General features: G+C 58.2%; 18 protein-coding genes. 15 read left to right on the top strand and 3 right to left on the bottom strand.

The features are described from left to right. Positions 1 to 19 precede the first annotated feature (19 nt). The 5 genes from ACXHRN_RS11420 (at position 20) to ACXHRN_RS11400 (ending at position 4,377) form a co-directional block, all read left to right on the top strand. Positions 20 to 781, top strand: a complete 762-nt coding sequence (locus ACXHRN_RS11420) for a hypothetical protein (RefSeq protein WP_488641433.1) — start codon at positions 20 to 22, stop codon at positions 779 to 781. Positions 782 to 1,147: 366 nt separating this feature from the next. Next, entirely contained in the window at positions 1,148 to 2,281 is a 1,134-nt protein-coding gene (locus ACXHRN_RS11415; protein ID WP_488641432.1) for an AI-2E family transporter, read from the top strand. Positions 2,282 to 2,841: 560 nt separating this feature from the next. Beyond that, positions 2,842 to 3,081, top strand: coding sequence for a hypothetical protein (locus ACXHRN_RS11410; RefSeq protein ID WP_488641431.1), 240 nt, complete (start codon positions 2,842 to 2,844; stop codon positions 3,079 to 3,081). Between the two features lie 11 nt (positions 3,082 to 3,092). Beyond that, positions 3,093 to 3,440, top strand: coding sequence for an EF-hand domain-containing protein (locus tag ACXHRN_RS11405; RefSeq protein ID WP_488641430.1), 348 nt, complete (start codon positions 3,093 to 3,095; stop codon positions 3,438 to 3,440). Between the two features lie 16 nt (positions 3,441 to 3,456). After that, positions 3,457 to 4,377, top strand: a complete 921-nt coding sequence (locus ACXHRN_RS11400; RefSeq protein WP_488641429.1) for an omptin family outer membrane protease — start codon at positions 3,457 to 3,459, stop codon at positions 4,375 to 4,377. 53 nt (positions 4,378 to 4,430) lie between these two features. On the opposite strand, the gene ACXHRN_RS11395 is transcribed toward ACXHRN_RS11400, so the two are convergent. Together ACXHRN_RS11395 and ACXHRN_RS11390 are read right to left on the bottom strand one after the other, a co-directional pair. After that, the gene (locus tag ACXHRN_RS11395; RefSeq protein ID WP_488641428.1) at positions 4,431 to 4,775 is read right to left on the bottom strand and encodes a response regulator; all 345 of its coding nucleotides are present in this window, start codon (positions 4,773 to 4,775) and stop codon (positions 4,431 to 4,433) included. 188 nt (positions 4,776 to 4,963) lie between these two features. Then, positions 4,964 to 5,101: a hypothetical protein gene (locus tag ACXHRN_RS11390; protein ID WP_488641427.1), complete on the bottom strand. Its 138-nt coding sequence runs from the start codon at positions 5,099 to 5,101 to the stop codon at positions 4,964 to 4,966. Positions 5,102 to 5,449: 348 nt separating this feature from the next. Between ACXHRN_RS11390 and ACXHRN_RS11385 the strand changes: the two genes are divergently transcribed. From ACXHRN_RS11385 to ACXHRN_RS11370, 4 genes are read left to right on the top strand one after another with little or no spacing between them, the layout of a single operon-like run. Continuing rightward, complete coding sequence (locus tag ACXHRN_RS11385; RefSeq protein ID WP_488641426.1) at positions 5,450 to 6,946, top strand: FAD-binding oxidoreductase; 1,497 nt, start codon at positions 5,450 to 5,452, stop codon at positions 6,944 to 6,946. A gap of 9 nt (positions 6,947 to 6,955) precedes the next feature. Continuing rightward, on the top strand, positions 6,956 to 7,363 hold the full coding sequence (locus tag ACXHRN_RS11380; protein ID WP_488641425.1) for a hypothetical protein: 408 nt from the start codon (positions 6,956 to 6,958) through the stop codon (positions 7,361 to 7,363). After that, positions 7,363 to 8,433, top strand: coding sequence for a hypothetical protein (locus tag ACXHRN_RS11375; protein ID WP_488641424.1), 1,071 nt, complete (start codon positions 7,363 to 7,365; stop codon positions 8,431 to 8,433). Before ACXHRN_RS11380 ends, ACXHRN_RS11375 begins: the two co-directional genes overlap by 1 nt. Before the next feature lie 12 nt (positions 8,434 to 8,445). Continuing rightward, positions 8,446 to 8,748 (top strand): hypothetical protein, encoded by a 303-nt coding sequence (locus ACXHRN_RS11370; RefSeq protein ID WP_488641423.1) that lies wholly within the window; start codon positions 8,446 to 8,448, stop codon positions 8,746 to 8,748. A gap of 101 nt (positions 8,749 to 8,849) precedes the next feature. On the opposite strand, the gene ACXHRN_RS11365 is transcribed toward ACXHRN_RS11370, so the two are convergent. Continuing rightward, entirely contained in the window at positions 8,850 to 8,987 is a 138-nt protein-coding gene (locus ACXHRN_RS11365) for a hypothetical protein (RefSeq protein ID WP_488641422.1), read from the bottom strand. 268 nt (positions 8,988 to 9,255) lie between these two features. On the opposite strand from ACXHRN_RS11365, the gene coaD reads away from it, so the two are divergent. From coaD to ACXHRN_RS11335, 6 genes are all read left to right on the top strand, one after another. After that, entirely contained in the window at positions 9,256 to 9,750 is a 495-nt protein-coding gene (gene coaD / locus ACXHRN_RS11360) for a pantetheine-phosphate adenylyltransferase (protein ID WP_488641887.1), read from the top strand. Between the two features lie 36 nt (positions 9,751 to 9,786). After that, a complete protein-coding gene (locus ACXHRN_RS11355; protein ID WP_488641421.1) occupies positions 9,787 to 10,353 on the top strand; it encodes a peptidylprolyl isomerase in 567 nt (188 codons plus the stop codon). Between the two features lie 25 nt (positions 10,354 to 10,378). Next, positions 10,379 to 10,891: a peptidylprolyl isomerase gene (locus ACXHRN_RS11350; protein ID WP_488641420.1), complete on the top strand. Its 513-nt coding sequence runs from the start codon at positions 10,379 to 10,381 to the stop codon at positions 10,889 to 10,891. A gap of 100 nt (positions 10,892 to 10,991) precedes the next feature. Beyond that, positions 10,992 to 12,071, top strand: coding sequence for a tRNA preQ1(34) S-adenosylmethionine ribosyltransferase-isomerase QueA (gene queA, locus ACXHRN_RS11345; RefSeq protein ID WP_488641419.1), 1,080 nt, complete (start codon positions 10,992 to 10,994; stop codon positions 12,069 to 12,071). After that, positions 12,072 to 13,202 carry a tRNA guanosine(34) transglycosylase Tgt gene (tgt, locus tag ACXHRN_RS11340; RefSeq protein ID WP_488641418.1) on the top strand — a complete coding sequence of 377 codons (1,131 nt, stop codon included), beginning with the start codon at positions 12,072 to 12,074 and terminating at the stop codon, positions 13,200 to 13,202. A gap of 137 nt (positions 13,203 to 13,339) precedes the next feature. Then, entirely contained in the window at positions 13,340 to 13,996 is a 657-nt protein-coding gene (locus ACXHRN_RS11335; RefSeq protein ID WP_488641417.1) for a dihydrofolate reductase family protein, read from the top strand. The last annotated feature ends 28 nt before the right edge of the window (positions 13,997 to 14,024 follow it).

Raw genomic sequence — 14,024 nt, 5'->3', positions numbered from 1 at the left:
GATTGCGGGGCTGTAAGTCATGGATCTCTCCCGCACACCACCACTAGATATACGACGACAACTTAGGAAAGAAGTTGGTTTTGGCTGCCCGCTGTGCGGTAGCCCGTATCTTGAATACCACCACTTCAGCCCCACGTGGTCCGAGCAAAAGCACCACGACCCTAGAGGCATGATCGCACTTTGCGCTCGTCATCACGACGATGCCGATACAGGCGCATACACCAAAGAACAGCTTCTTGCGTTAAAAAAATCAAAGCACAATCAAATAGCAAGCAGCTTTCAGTGGCGCCGAAAACACACTGTTTTTGTCTGCGGCGGGAATTATGCCTATCAATGTGGAGGTATGCTTCAGGTTGGTGGGATAGATATCGTATACTTTGAAAAAGACGATAACGGATGTGATACTTTGTCTTTGAACATCTACGATGTGTGCCTAAACCCCATATTTGTTATGCGCAAAAATGACTGGATAGCTCGGACAGATGTCGATGACATTGAGACGCCACCGAGAACGCCAAGACTACGTTTTAAGTCAGCCAAACATCAGGTCGACATTCAAATCGAATTTAGGGATCGCCAACGACTGAATGAGCAAGACCGGAAAATATCCCAGAAATTCGGAGTTCCGACTGATGATAACGTTGTTTTCGTTCATTTTACGGGGAATTTGCCCGCGCCATTGCCTGTGAGGTTCTCTTCAGATTCAATTGTGATGTCGGGCGGCATAACACTTGGCGGAAATCGTATGAGAAATTGCGATCGCGGCATTGTCGTCGGATAAGTGTCAGGCAGCGTCATAGAGTGATATTTCATAACCCCGCAGAGCGCCCTGCAGTTGGCGCGTCGGCGAGGAGCTCACATTACCCTGCACAACACCCCCTCACCAAGCGCGCCCAAGCGATCGGCTGCGCCTCTCGCGGGCTTGCTATCCTCTCCCACAAGGGGAGAGGCAAAGTCGGAGCAGCGCCGCGATTCCGCCTCTCCCCTTGTGGGAGAGGATACGTGGGCCGGTGAGCTTTGCGAACCCACGGCCGAAGTTGGTGAGGGGTGATCGACACGCCCAATGCCCCTCCGGGAACAAACATCCCCCTTGCTGCATTACAGATCGCCTTGGTGCTATGATCAGGGAGCGCTGGAGGAGACTTGCTTGGCCATTGACACCGACGCACCGGTTCCAACCGATCAGCCAGAACTGCGCGATCGAAAGGCCATTCGCCGGTATCTCGGCGGCATATTCATTCTCATGGCGGTTTACGGCCTCTATCTTGGGAGGGATTTTTTGACCCCGGTCTTGCTCGCCTTCATGCTGGCGACGACGCTGAGCCCGATCGTCCGTTATCTCTCCAAATGGTCGGTGCCGCCGGCGCTGTCCGCTACATTGCTGATCGTGATGTCGGCGGGTTTGTTCGGTATCATCGGTTATGTTACCAGCGGCCCGGTAAGCCAGCTCGTCAACCAGGCGCCCAGCATCGGCGCCAAGCTGCAGGAGCGGGTGGCGACACTGCGCCAGACCGTCGACAAGGCTGTCAAAGCCTCCTCCCAGATCGACAAGGTCGCGGAGAACATCTCCGACGACAAGACCCAGAAGGTGGTGATCGCCCAGCCCGGCATCCTGTCGCGCGCCGCCGGCAACCTGCTTTCAGTTGGCACGACCATGGCGATCACCTTCGTGCTGTCGCTGTTCCTGCTGGCCTCCGGCTCGATGTTCTACCAGAAGATCATTCAGTCATTCCCGCGCCTCAGCGACAAGAAGCGGGCGCTCAAGGTGGTCTACAATGTCGAACACGAGATTTCGCGCTACCTTTTCACTATCACGGTCATCAATATCGTCGTCGGCATCGTCGTCGGCGGCGGCCTTTGGGCAATCGGCATTCCCAATGCCTATGTCTGGGGCGTGGCGGCAACGATCTTGAATTTCCTGCCCTATGTCGGTGCGCTGATCTCGATCGTGCTGGTGGGGATCATCTCGCTGGTGACATTCGACAACCTGGCCTACAGCCTGCTGGCGCCGGCCTTCATCCTCGTCGTGCATATCCTGGAAGGCCAGTTCCTGACGCCGCTATTGCTTGGGCGACGGCTGGAGTTGAACGCCGTAGCCGTGTTCATCTCCATTTCGTTCTGGTCGTGGCTCTGGGGCTTTGTCGGCGCGTTGATGGCGGTGCCGCTGCTCGTCGTCATCAAGGTGATCTGCGACAATTTCGACAACCTCAAGCCGTTCGGCAATTTCCTGTCGGCCGACCAGCCTTCGGTACAGGCGGAAGCCGGGCCGGCGACTGAATGATCATCCGGCGAGGCGGGCGCCGACACATTTCACTTTGCCACACTTGGCAGCCACGACATCGTCACGGATTTCAAGCCGGGCAAGGATGCGTTGACATTGCAGCACGTCAATGCGGCTGATCTTGATTTCCAGGACCTCTACTTCGGAGCCCGAAACCCGGCGGTCCCACCAGGTCTAGTGAAGTGCCCGCCAGGTCTAGTGAAATGTCGGCGCACCGAAAATCTGATGCGCGAGCAATGTGAGCTCGACCATGGCCGGCTCCATGGCGTCGCCGCCAACATCGAATTTGGAATTGACGACGGGAATGCCGAGTTGTGTCAGTGCGTCGGCGATCAGCTCCGAAGTTTCGCTACCGAACGGATGTCAATTTCAGCACCAAAGCGAGCGCGCTCCACCCCGTCATCGTCAAGAACACGGCTGTCGCCGTTATCGCCTTTTCAATGAAACCAACTGCAACCAGCGGTCGGGTTGCATTAGTTTACGCTTGTAAGCGACAGGTGCTGCGTGTATGGTTTTGGTTCCGCAAGTTGAAAGTTCGCCAACAACTGAGGAGATGAATCATGACGCTTCGTCTTTCGTTACTGGGTGTCTGCGCTGCGGTCGCCTTGGCGGGATGCCAGACCGCTTCGAACTCATCGGGACATCACAGCGAAGCCGCATGTCTGGCGGGCAGCGTTTCGGGAGCTGTCGTAGGCGGGCTCGTCGGTAGCACCATCGGCGCTGGCACAGGCAATGTCCTCGCGATCGCCGCGGGCGTGGGACTCGGAACTGCCGCTGGAAACGCGCTTACTTGTTATTAAGGAGCACGCACATGCGCAACGCACTCTTCATCGCTGTCGGCTTGATGGTTGTCGCCCCGGCCGCATATTCCCAGCAAACCCCGATTACTCAGGGGCAACAGGACTTTCTCGACAAGAATGGCGACGGAGCGATCAGCCGCGCCGAATACATCGGCTACATGAAAGCCGCGTTCAAGCATCTGGACAGCGATGGCAGCGGATCGTTGAGCCCAGCCGAGACCAGCAAGCTTCTCAGTGCGGAGAAGTTCAGCGCAGCCGATACCAACAGTGACGGGTCCATCAGCCAGACGGAGCTGATACAGCGCGCCACGGCAGACTTCGCGGCCGCAGACAAGGACGGATCAGGCACGCTCAAATGATCGGGTGCAGATGGTGTTGCGGTCGGGACTTTTCGTAGCGCTCATCTCGGCGGCCGGCCCCGTGTTCGGCCAGGAGTTGCAGCTGGAATCGATCGATGGCACCGTGACATTCACAGGCAGCTACGGCCTCACTGCGGTGAAGGCGAACGAATACGTCTACGTGAAGAAGTACAAGCTCTCCCAGCTGATCTGGAAGAGCGACTACATAAGCACGCTGAATGCCGAGGTGACGGCGGAATTGTCCCCGCAGTGGTATCTGGTTGCGCGCGGAACCGTCGGCTTCGGCGGAAACCATGACATGGCGGACTATGACTGGGAACAGCCCGGGCTGCCGTGGACCAGTCGTTCCTTGCATCCCGACACGCACCTCGATCACTATCTCAGCGGAAGCATCGAGGTCGGGCGCAATCTAATGTCGGCCGACGATACGGAAGTCGGGCTGGGCATCGGTTTCAAATACACCGATGTGAAATGGTCGTCCTACGGCGGTACGATCATTCATTCCATAGATGGTTTTCGCGACAGGCACGATACGTTCAGACCGGAACTGAAGGTCATCTCCTATCGCCAGACGTGGCCCGTGCCGTATCTCGGATTGAATGCCAGCCACGCTATCGGGCCTTGGACTATAAGCGGATCGCTGCAGGGCGGCGTGGCGATCAATGCTTACGACGTCGACGACCACTGGCTCAGACAAACGCGCTTTCGCGAAGATTTCTACACCGCGCCTGCCGCAGCGGTCTCGGCTTCCGCTGAATATGCCGTCTGGAACAACACGCGCTTCTTCGTAAGCGGATCAGTCGATAAGATATTCCGCGTCCGCGGCGACGTTTCCACTTTTGAGAGACCAACAGGCGAAAAGTCCTTTAGAAGGAATGGGGCCGGCGCAGATTTTCAATCGGTTTCAATATCGCTGGGACTGCGCGGGCGCTTTTGATGCGATGGGGTCAGCAGGGGCGACGCAGTGAGATGTCTTGAGCCCCACCAGATCTAGTGAAATGTCGGTGCACCGAAAATCTGATGCGCGAGCAATGTGAGCTCGACCATGGCCGGCTCCATGGCGTTGCCGCCAACATCGAATTCCGAATTGACGAAGGGAATGCCGAGTTGTGTCAGCGCGTCGGCGATCAGCTCCGAAGTTTCGCGATCGAGATGTCCGTCGAGGATGGCAGCCCAGATGTCGCTGCCTTCAAGCAGAGCGATCGTCTGGTCACGGACGCTGTAGTGGCGTGACCCGACCTTTTCGTAGGATTCAAAAGCGATCCGCAACTCGTCGATGAAATCGTCTTCGATGACGAGAATGCTCTTTCCGGCGAGTGTGTTTGCTACCAACATGGCCGTACTCCTTTCTCTCTTCAACATAGTACGAAAACAATGGTTCCGCAGTTTCGCAGGTGACATAAGTATCTGGAACAATTGACAAAAGAAAACCGGACGGGCAGGGGAGGCCGTCCGGTTTCAGTGTGGCGCGGGCATAGCGGGGAGGGAGGGAAGCCCGCGCTTCGGGAGGTTAGATCAGATTGTTAAAAGACGATGTTGCGACCGGCAGCATGACGAGCGCTTTCGTTTTCGCGCATCGAGTTGACGATCGAGGAGACGGCCGTTGCGACAAACATCACAGCAATGGTTCCCGCCATCAGTGTCAGTGTCATGAACATCATTTCCGTCTTCCTTTTCAGCGTTGCGCCGTGCTTTTACTTGGGACCATCTATCCCAGATCCGAAGCCCGGCTGCTGTTTCGAAGGGAACAGGCTGGTGCCGCTCCGTTCAACTTGACGCTACATTGCCATCCGCCAGCTGAAACGGCCCTGAATGGCCCGTTCAGAAAACGTTCATCTACGGAAAAAGTTGCATCGACCGCGTTTAATCTTCGCGCTTCTCAAAACATGCCCACACTGGCGTCATTGGCCCGCTGTGTTTGCGGTAAATGATTTTTTGAACTGTTTGCGATTATTCAAAGCGCGTTATACGTAATGCTTGTAATATCAGACTGACTCTCGGGGGTTAAAATGGGGAAATTCCGGCGTCGCGCATTCCTGGCGGGTGGATCGGCATTGGTGGGGGCAGCGGCAGGGCGCTGGCTGCTACAGCCGAAAAGTGACCGCGGTCCAGCTTTCCCGCCTTATGACAGCTTCTCCACGGCCAAGGGTAACATCCTTGACGACATGAGCCAGCTCGAGCCGGTGCAGATACTCAAGCAGGTGACGATCAACAGTGACATCGACAGTGCCTTCATCCACCGCGTACGGGCGCTGCTGATCGAGGCGCGCGAAAAGAAACTGCCGATGATTGCCAGCACCGCGCGTCATTCGATGGGCGGTCACAGCCTGCCCGCCGGCGGCACGGCGCTCACCCTGTCGCAAACCTATATCAAGCCGGATCCCGAGACGAAGACCTACCGCGTGGCCGCCGGCACCCGCTGGCGGACGGTCGTAAACGAACTCGACAAGATCGGATTTTCGCCGGCGGTGATGCAATCGAACAATGATTTCGGCGTTGCTTCGACATTTTCCGTCAATGCACACGGCTGGCCAGCGCCGCATTCGGGTTGCGGCAGCACGGTGCGCTCAATCAAGATGATGGTTGGCGATGGCACGATCCAGACCTGCTCGCGCATTCAAAATACTGATCTCTTCCAGCACGCCATGGGCGGCTATGGGCTGATCGGCATCATCATCGAGCTGGAACTCGATATGGTGCCGAATGTCAGGCTCGCACCAACCTACGAGAAGATGGCTGGCGCCGATGTCGGCAAGAAGTTTTACGAGGTCATCAAATCAGACGACAAGGTCAACATGGCCTACGGCCGGCTCGACGTCTCGCTCGACAACTTCTTCAAGGACGGCATGCTGATCACCTATCGGCCAACCGCAGACCAGACCAACCTTCCACCTCCAGCAGAAGCGGGGTTCCTCACGTCGGTATCGCGGACGATTTTCCGCAACCAGCTTGATTCGGATTTTGCAAAAACCGTCCGCTGGTGGAATGAGAGCACGATTGGTCCTGAGGTGACAGGCGAGACCACCCGCAATGGCCTGATCAACGAGGCCGTCATCGCTATGGAAGATGGCGATCCGACCCGCACCGACATCCTGCACGAATATTTCGTACCGCCGGACAAGTTCGCCGAATTTATCGCAGCCTGCCAGGAGGTTATCCCAGCCTCCTACCAGCAGCTGCTCAATGTCACGGTCCGCTATGTCGCCGCGGACAAGGAGAGTGTGCTTGCCTATGCTCCTGAAGACCGTATCGCATCCGTGTTCCTGTTTTCGCAGGAAAAGACCGAGCGTGCCGAGGCCGATATGGCCCACATGACGCATGCGCTGATCGAGCGCGTGATTGCGCTGGGCGGCGCCTATTACCTGCCCTACCGGCCGCATGCGAGCCTCGATCAGTTCACGCGCGCCTATCCGAGGGCTGGGGAATTTGCCGCGTTCAAGCGCTCGACCGACAAGAATCTCATCTTCCGCAATCGGTTCTGGGACCGGTATGTCTCCAAAGTCTGAGGATCGTAAATGAACCGGCTGCGCCTGATTGCCTCGATCTATTTCGTCGTCCTGTTGTTTGCAGCACTACTCAACTACCTACCGGGCATCCCGGTTCAGGATGGCAAGACATTCGGGATATTTGCACTCGATATCTACGACGATGGCCTGCATCTCGCATCGGCAATCTGGGCGGGGCTGGCAGCATGGTTTGGCGCGCGCGCGTCACGCTTCTTCCTGTTCTATTTCGGACTGATCTATTTTGGCGACGGACTGCTGGGCCTGATCACTGGCTCGGGCTATCTTGATCTCGGCATCATCAATTATGGTATCCAGCACCTGCCTTTCGGCTTCAAGATCATGGCGAACCTGCCGCATCTCGGCTTGGGCAGCATCGCCTTCGTGTCGAGCCTCCTCTTCAAAGCGGACGCTCGCTGATGCGCTTCGTCCTTCGCTTGGTCAAATGGCTGTTTATCCTGCTGATCCTGCTGGTGATCGGGCTGGCGGCACCCGTGACCTATATCGAGACCATGTGCCGCGGTGACGTCACCGCGAGCACCTACGAGCCGCTGATCACCGACCCGGCATTCCAGAGGCGCGGAGCCAACACCTATCTGACCTACCCCGAATGGCACATCGTCTATGCCTATGACGGATTGGCCGAGACACTGAAGCACGGCGACGAATACCAGTTCGACTATTTCTCCTCGGTTCTCGGTTTCTGGAAGTCGACCTGCTCGCTGATGAGGATCGCAGATCAACATGGCGGCGCGGACCAGCAGACGCGGATCATGATCCACACGATCGGCGTCAGCTTCACGCTCGAAATGGGCCTGAAGGCGGCCTATGAGGAAACTGTCGGCCGGTTCTTCGTCTGGCTGCGAGGTCCCGAAAAGACGCCGCAGGACAAGGCGGTGCTAGCCATGGCCGTGGACTACTCGGCTTTCCTGCGCCAGACCCCGTGGTACAAGTATGACTTCAGCAAGGCCAATGAGGCGCTCTGGGCGGCTCCAATCGAGGACGCGACGCGCGGTTGGGAACGCAGGCTGGCGATCGGCACGGAGTGGAAGGCGAAATCCTGGTATGCTGGCGCAATTGCCGCCGGCGTTGCCGCGACCGCGCCCGCCAAGCTGGAGATTCGCTCTGTTATCACCGGCCTCAAATCCGCCGACCTGCAGGCGATAGAGAACGTTATGGTGATCAGCGAAGGCCCCGACGGGGTTGTCATCGAGACGCCGCGCTACGACATCTTCACCCACATTCTCCAGCAGGTCATCGCCAAGGGCGGGCTGATCCGCGAAATCGCCGGCAATGGCGAGATCATGCTATCGCTGACTGTGCCTGACGGAGCAATCTATCAAGGCCCGGGCGAGGTGATCACCCGGATGAAGCGCGAAGGCTTCGCGACCGAACGTATGCTGGTGAGCCTCAAGGTGGCTGAGTTGCCAACGGCGTTTCAGGTGATGCAGATCGCCGATCCCGGCATCGAGCATGTCTTCGATTATTAGTGGAATGACCCGTTGAATTGGCTCTGGAAACTACTGGTCACCGTTCTGACGGCTGCGCCGATTGCCGCCGCCGCCATGACGATTCCTGCCATGATTCTGCCGGTCGCCGGCCGTGCACAGTCGGTTTTTGTACTATTCGCCCGCAGTCCGGATCCATCGGAATTGCCGGTGCGGGTGACGATCCTGGGCTGGCAAGGCCATTGGGCAAGGCTCGACAATGTCGGCGCCAAGTCTGCGCGCACGCTTTATGCGCAGGGCGCACTGTTTATCATGCCGATCCGCAAATCCGGATGCCTCTCGCTTCGCAAGGTCTGATATCTGCAGACACGAAAAACCGGACGGGCAGGGGATGCCGTCCGGTTTTCATGTAAGCGCGGGTTGCGGGGAAGGAGGGGACGCCCGCGCTTTTGGGGAGGTCAGAAAGCCGCCTGGCGGCCGAGCGCTTCCTTGGCAGCGGTGCTTTCCCGCACGGCATTGACGACAGAGGAAACAGCCGTCGCCACGAACATGACGGAGATTACACCGGCCAGAAGGGTCAAGGTTATGTACATCATCGTCGTCATCCTCTCGTTTCTGTGCCGGGTGCGTCGTCTTGGGACCTTTGTCCCATCTACTGCACCCGGCCGCTGTTTCCGTGGGAACAGTCGCTTCTTGTTGTTGTTGCGCCGTTCCTCTGAACTTGACGTGATATAAACACGGCCCGGCTGAAACCGTCCTGAATGGGCCATTCATCTGGCGTTCAGCTTGATAAACCAAATCGAAACGGGTTGCGTGGGGCGCCCAACCGTGACAAAAGGCGTGACCATTTTCGCGGGCCGCTTCATGACCAAAGCCTTCTATCCGGGATCGTTCGATCCGATGACCAACGGCCATCTCGACGTGCTGATCCAGGCGCTGTCGATTGCCAGCAAGGTCGTGGTCGGTATCGGCATCCATCCCGGCAAGGCGCCGCTTTTCTCCTTTGAGCAACGCGCCGATCTGATCCGCCAGTCACTGCTTGAGGCGCTGCCGGATCGGGCCGGAGATGTCGACGTCGTGTCCTTCGATAATCTCGTGGTCGATGCGGCGCGCGCGCATGGAACGAATATCCTGATCCGTGGTTTACGCGACGGAACGGATTTCGATTATGAAATGCAGATGGTGGGAATGAACCGCCAGATGGCGCCCGACGTGCAGACCGTGTTTATTCCCGCAGGAACGGTTTCAAGACCCATTACCGCCACATTGGTGCGCCAGATCGCCGCCATGGGCGGAGATGTCAGTGCTTTCGTGCCGATGGCGGTGCTTGACGCACTCAACGCCACGCGCAAGACCTGACGTCGCCGATCGCCGATTAACTCTCACGGAGCCACCATGAAAGCCCTGAAAATCCTTGCCGCCGGCATTCTTCTCGCTCTCGGCATTTCGAGCAGCAGTTTTGCCAATCCCAACGAGATCACCATCGAGCTCAAGGACGGCCCGGTTGTCATCCTGCTGATGCCGGAAGTGGCGCCGAAGCACGTCGAGCGGATCAAGGAACTGGCGGCCAAGGGCGAATACGACAATGTCGCCTTCCATCGCGTGATCGAAGGCTTCATGGCTCAGACCGGCGACGTCCAATACGGCAACACCAAGAAGAACTTCCAGCCGTCGCAGGCTGGCATGGGCGGCTCCAGCCTCCCCAACCTGCCGGCTGAATTCTCCAACGTGCCGTTCGAGCGCGGCGTCGTCGGCATGGCCCGTTCGCAGGACCCCAATTCCGCTAATTCCCAGTTCTTCATCATGTTTGCACCCGGCGATTTCCTTAACGGCCAGTACACGGTCGTCGGCAAGGTCGTTAAGGGCATGGAGAATGTCGACAAGATCAAACGCGGCGACCAGGACAACAATGGTTCGGTCACCGATCCCGATCGGATGATCAAGGTCACCGTCGGAAAATAACCGTTTCAAGCAAGGAGATATCAAAATGGCTGAGATCAAGGATCCGGAAAACACCCTCGTCATGGAAACCACCAAGGGCAAGGTTGTCATCCAGCTTATGCCGGAAGTGGCGCCCGAACACGTCAAGCGCATCAAGGAACTGGCCCGCGAAGGCGCCTATGACGGCGTCGTCTTCCACCGGGTCATCAATGACTTCATGGCCCAGACGGGCGACGTGAAGTTCGGCAAGAAGGGCGGCTCGTCCTTCAACCCGTCGCGCGCCGGCATGGGCGGCTCCGACAAGCCTGACCTGAAGGCCGAATTCTCGGCGATCAGCCATCTGCGCGGAACCTGCTCCATGGCTCGTTCGCAGGCCCCGAACTCGGCAAACTCGCAGTTTTTCATCTGCCTGGCTGACTCACCGTGGCTGAACAAGCAGTATTCCGTCTGGGGTCAGGTTCTCGAAGGCATGGACAATGTCGACAAGATCAAGAAGGGCGAACCGGTCGTCGATCCCGACGAAATCGTGTCGCTCAAGGTCGCTGCCGACATCGCTTGATTGATTTGATTGGACATGGACCGCTCCTGTGCTTAAGCGCGGGAGCGGTTTTCCGTTGAGTAGAGCACTCCCTTACCAAGGGAGAGGCCGAGAGTACTGAATGCGTGTAGACCTCTTCGATTTCGACCTGCCAGACGAGCGGATTGCGCTGAGACCAGCCAATCCCCGTGACTCCGCGCGGCTGCTGGTCGTCGACCCCAATCAGGCGCCGGAATTGACCGACCGCAGCGTCCGCGATCTGGTCGAACTGCTCAAAGCAGGCGATGTGCTGGTCTTCAACGATACCAAGGTCATTCCAGCCCAACTCGAAGGCACCCGCATTCGCGGCGACAACAGCGTCGGCGTTTCGGTGACGCTGCATATGCGCACCTCACCCAGCCAGTGGAAGGCTTTTGCCAAGCCCGGCAAGCGCATCAAGCAGGGCGACCGGATTCAGTTCGGCCACGCCGGCAATGCCTGCCTGATTGGCACGCTGGACGCCACCGTGCTGGAAAAGGGCGAAGCCGGCGAGGTGACGCTCGGCTTTGATCTTTCCGGCGCCGTATTGGACGAGGCAATCGCTGCCGTCGGCCATATACCGCTGCCACCCTATATCGCGTCCAAGCGTCCGGAAGACCACAAGGACCGCACGGATTACCAGACGATTTACGCTAGGGAAGAGGGCGCTGTCGCTGCCCCCACCGCCGGCCTGCACTTCACGCCGGAACTATTTGATATGCTGGATAAAAAAGGCATCGGCCGTACCTTCGTGACGCTGCATGTCGGGGCAGGAACGTTCCTGCCAGTCAAGGCGGACGATACTGCCGACCACTTGATGCACTACGAGACCGGTTACATCGATGCAGCGACAGCAAAACGGCTGAATGACGTCAAGGATGCGGGCGGCCGGATTGTCTCCGTCGGCACGACGTCGCTTCGGTTGCTCGAAAGCGCAGCGACCGATGACGGCCGGATGCGCGAATGGTCCGGCAACACCAATATCTTCATCACGCCGGGCTATCGCTTCAAGTTCATCGATATGCTGATGACCAATTTTCACTTGCCGCGCTCGACTTTGTTCATGCTCGTCTCGGCCTTTTCAGGCCTCGACACGATGCGGGCTGCCTATGAGCATGCCATCGAAACGGGCTATCGCTTCTATTCGTATGGCGACACCAGCCTGCTGAAACGGAAAATCTGAATGTTTACAGAATTCAAGTTCAATCTGCTGACAACCGATGGCAAGGCGCGGCGAGGGGAAATCACCATGCCGCGCGGCACGATCCGCACTCCGGCCTTCATGCCCGTGGGCACGGTGGGCACAGTGAAGGCCATGTATCTCGACCAGGTGCGGGAGACCGGCGCCGATATCATTCTCGGCAACACCTATCACCTGATGCTGCGGCCCGGTCCGGAACGCGTGGCGCGTCTGGGCGGCCTGCACGAACTCATCCGCTGGAAGCATCCGATCCTGACAGACAGCGGTGGTTTTCAGGTCATGTCGCTCTCCGGCCTTCGCAAGCTCGATGAGCACGGCGTGACCTTCAAGAGCCATGTCGATGGTTCGTTGCACCACATGTCGCCGGAACGCTCGATCGAGATCCAGGGGCTGCTGGATTCCGACATCCAGATGCAGCTTGACGAGTGCCTGGCCCTGCCGGCCAAAGATTCCGAGATCGAACGCGCCATGGAAATGTCGGTGCGCTGGGCCGAACGCTGCAAGGTTGCCTTCGGCAACCAGCCCGGCAAGGCGATGTTCGGCATCGTCCAGGGCGGCGACCATGCGGATCTGCGCGTCAAGAGCGCTCAGGCCCTGGCTGCGCTCGACCTCAAGGGCTATGCAATCGGCGGGCTTGCCGTTGGCGAACCTCAGGACGTGATGCTCGACATGATCGACACGGTCAATCCGCATCTGCCCAATGAAAAGCCGCGCTACCTGATGGGTGTCGGTACGCCCGATGACATCCTGAAATCCGTGGCACGTGGCATCGACATGTTCGATTGCGTGATGCCGACGCGTTCCGGCCGCCATGGACTGGCCTTTACCCGCCGCGGCAAGGTCAATATCCGCAATGCCCGCCACGCTGAGGACATGCGGCCACTCGACGAGGAATCATCCTGCCCGGCAGCACGCGACTATTCGCGTGCCTACCTGCATCATCTCGTCCGCTCCAACGAAGCGCTCGGCGGCATGCTGCTGACCTGGAACAATCTTTCCTACTACCAGGACCTGATGAGCGGTATTCGCAAGGCGATAGAAGAAGGCCGCTTCGCCGACTTCATGGCCCAGACGCAGGAAGACTGGGCGAGGGGCGACATCGACAAGGTCTAAGGTCGCAAGCATAATCTTTGCGCGGGCCCGAAAATTTCGTGCGGCCCGAAAATTTCTTGCGGATTGTCGGAAGTCGGCATCCCGTGCCGTCCTTGCCATGATCGCCCCGAACGGGCCGAAAACCAAGGAGGAAGACTATGCGGAAGATCATTGCAGCGGTATTCGTGAGCCTCGACGGTGTCATGCAGGCTCCCGGCGGGCCGGAAGAAGATCCCACCGGCGGTTTCAGGTTCGGTGGTTGGACCTTTCACTATTTTGACGAAGCGCTCGGCGGCGTCATGGGCGAGTTGTTCGACAAGCCGTTCGACCTGCTTCTGGGCCGCAAGACCTACGATATTTTCGCATCGCATTGGCCCAGCGCGGGTCCGGACGATCCAATCGGCGTCCTGTTCAACCGCGTGAAGAAATATGTAGCCACCCGTGGCAATCCGAAACTCGCATGGGAAAACAGCCAGTCGCTGGGCAGTGATATCGTCGCTGCGTTGACCGAGTTGAAAAGCGGTGAGGGCCCTGATTTGCTGATCCAGGGCTCCGCCAACATGATCCAGACGTTGCTCGCGAACAATCTGATCGATGAGTTCAGGCTGCTGATTTTCCCGCTAGTGCTGGGCAACGGCAAGCGCCTGTTCGGTGACGGCACTGTCCCGGCTGCGCTCAAGCTCGTGCAGACGCGCAGCTTTCCAACGGGGGTAGTACTGGCTCATTACCAGCCGGCGGGCGAAATCAAAACCGGCTCATTTGCGCTGCAGGATCCATCGGCCGAAGAGCTCGAACGCCGCAAGAACCTGAACTAATCCAAATGGATACGGGCGAGGGGTCACC

This window comes from Shinella sp. OV683, from assembly GCF_057787725.1.
The sequence above is the reverse complement of the archived record's forward strand: the minus strand, read 5'-3'. Positions and strand labels throughout refer to the sequence as shown.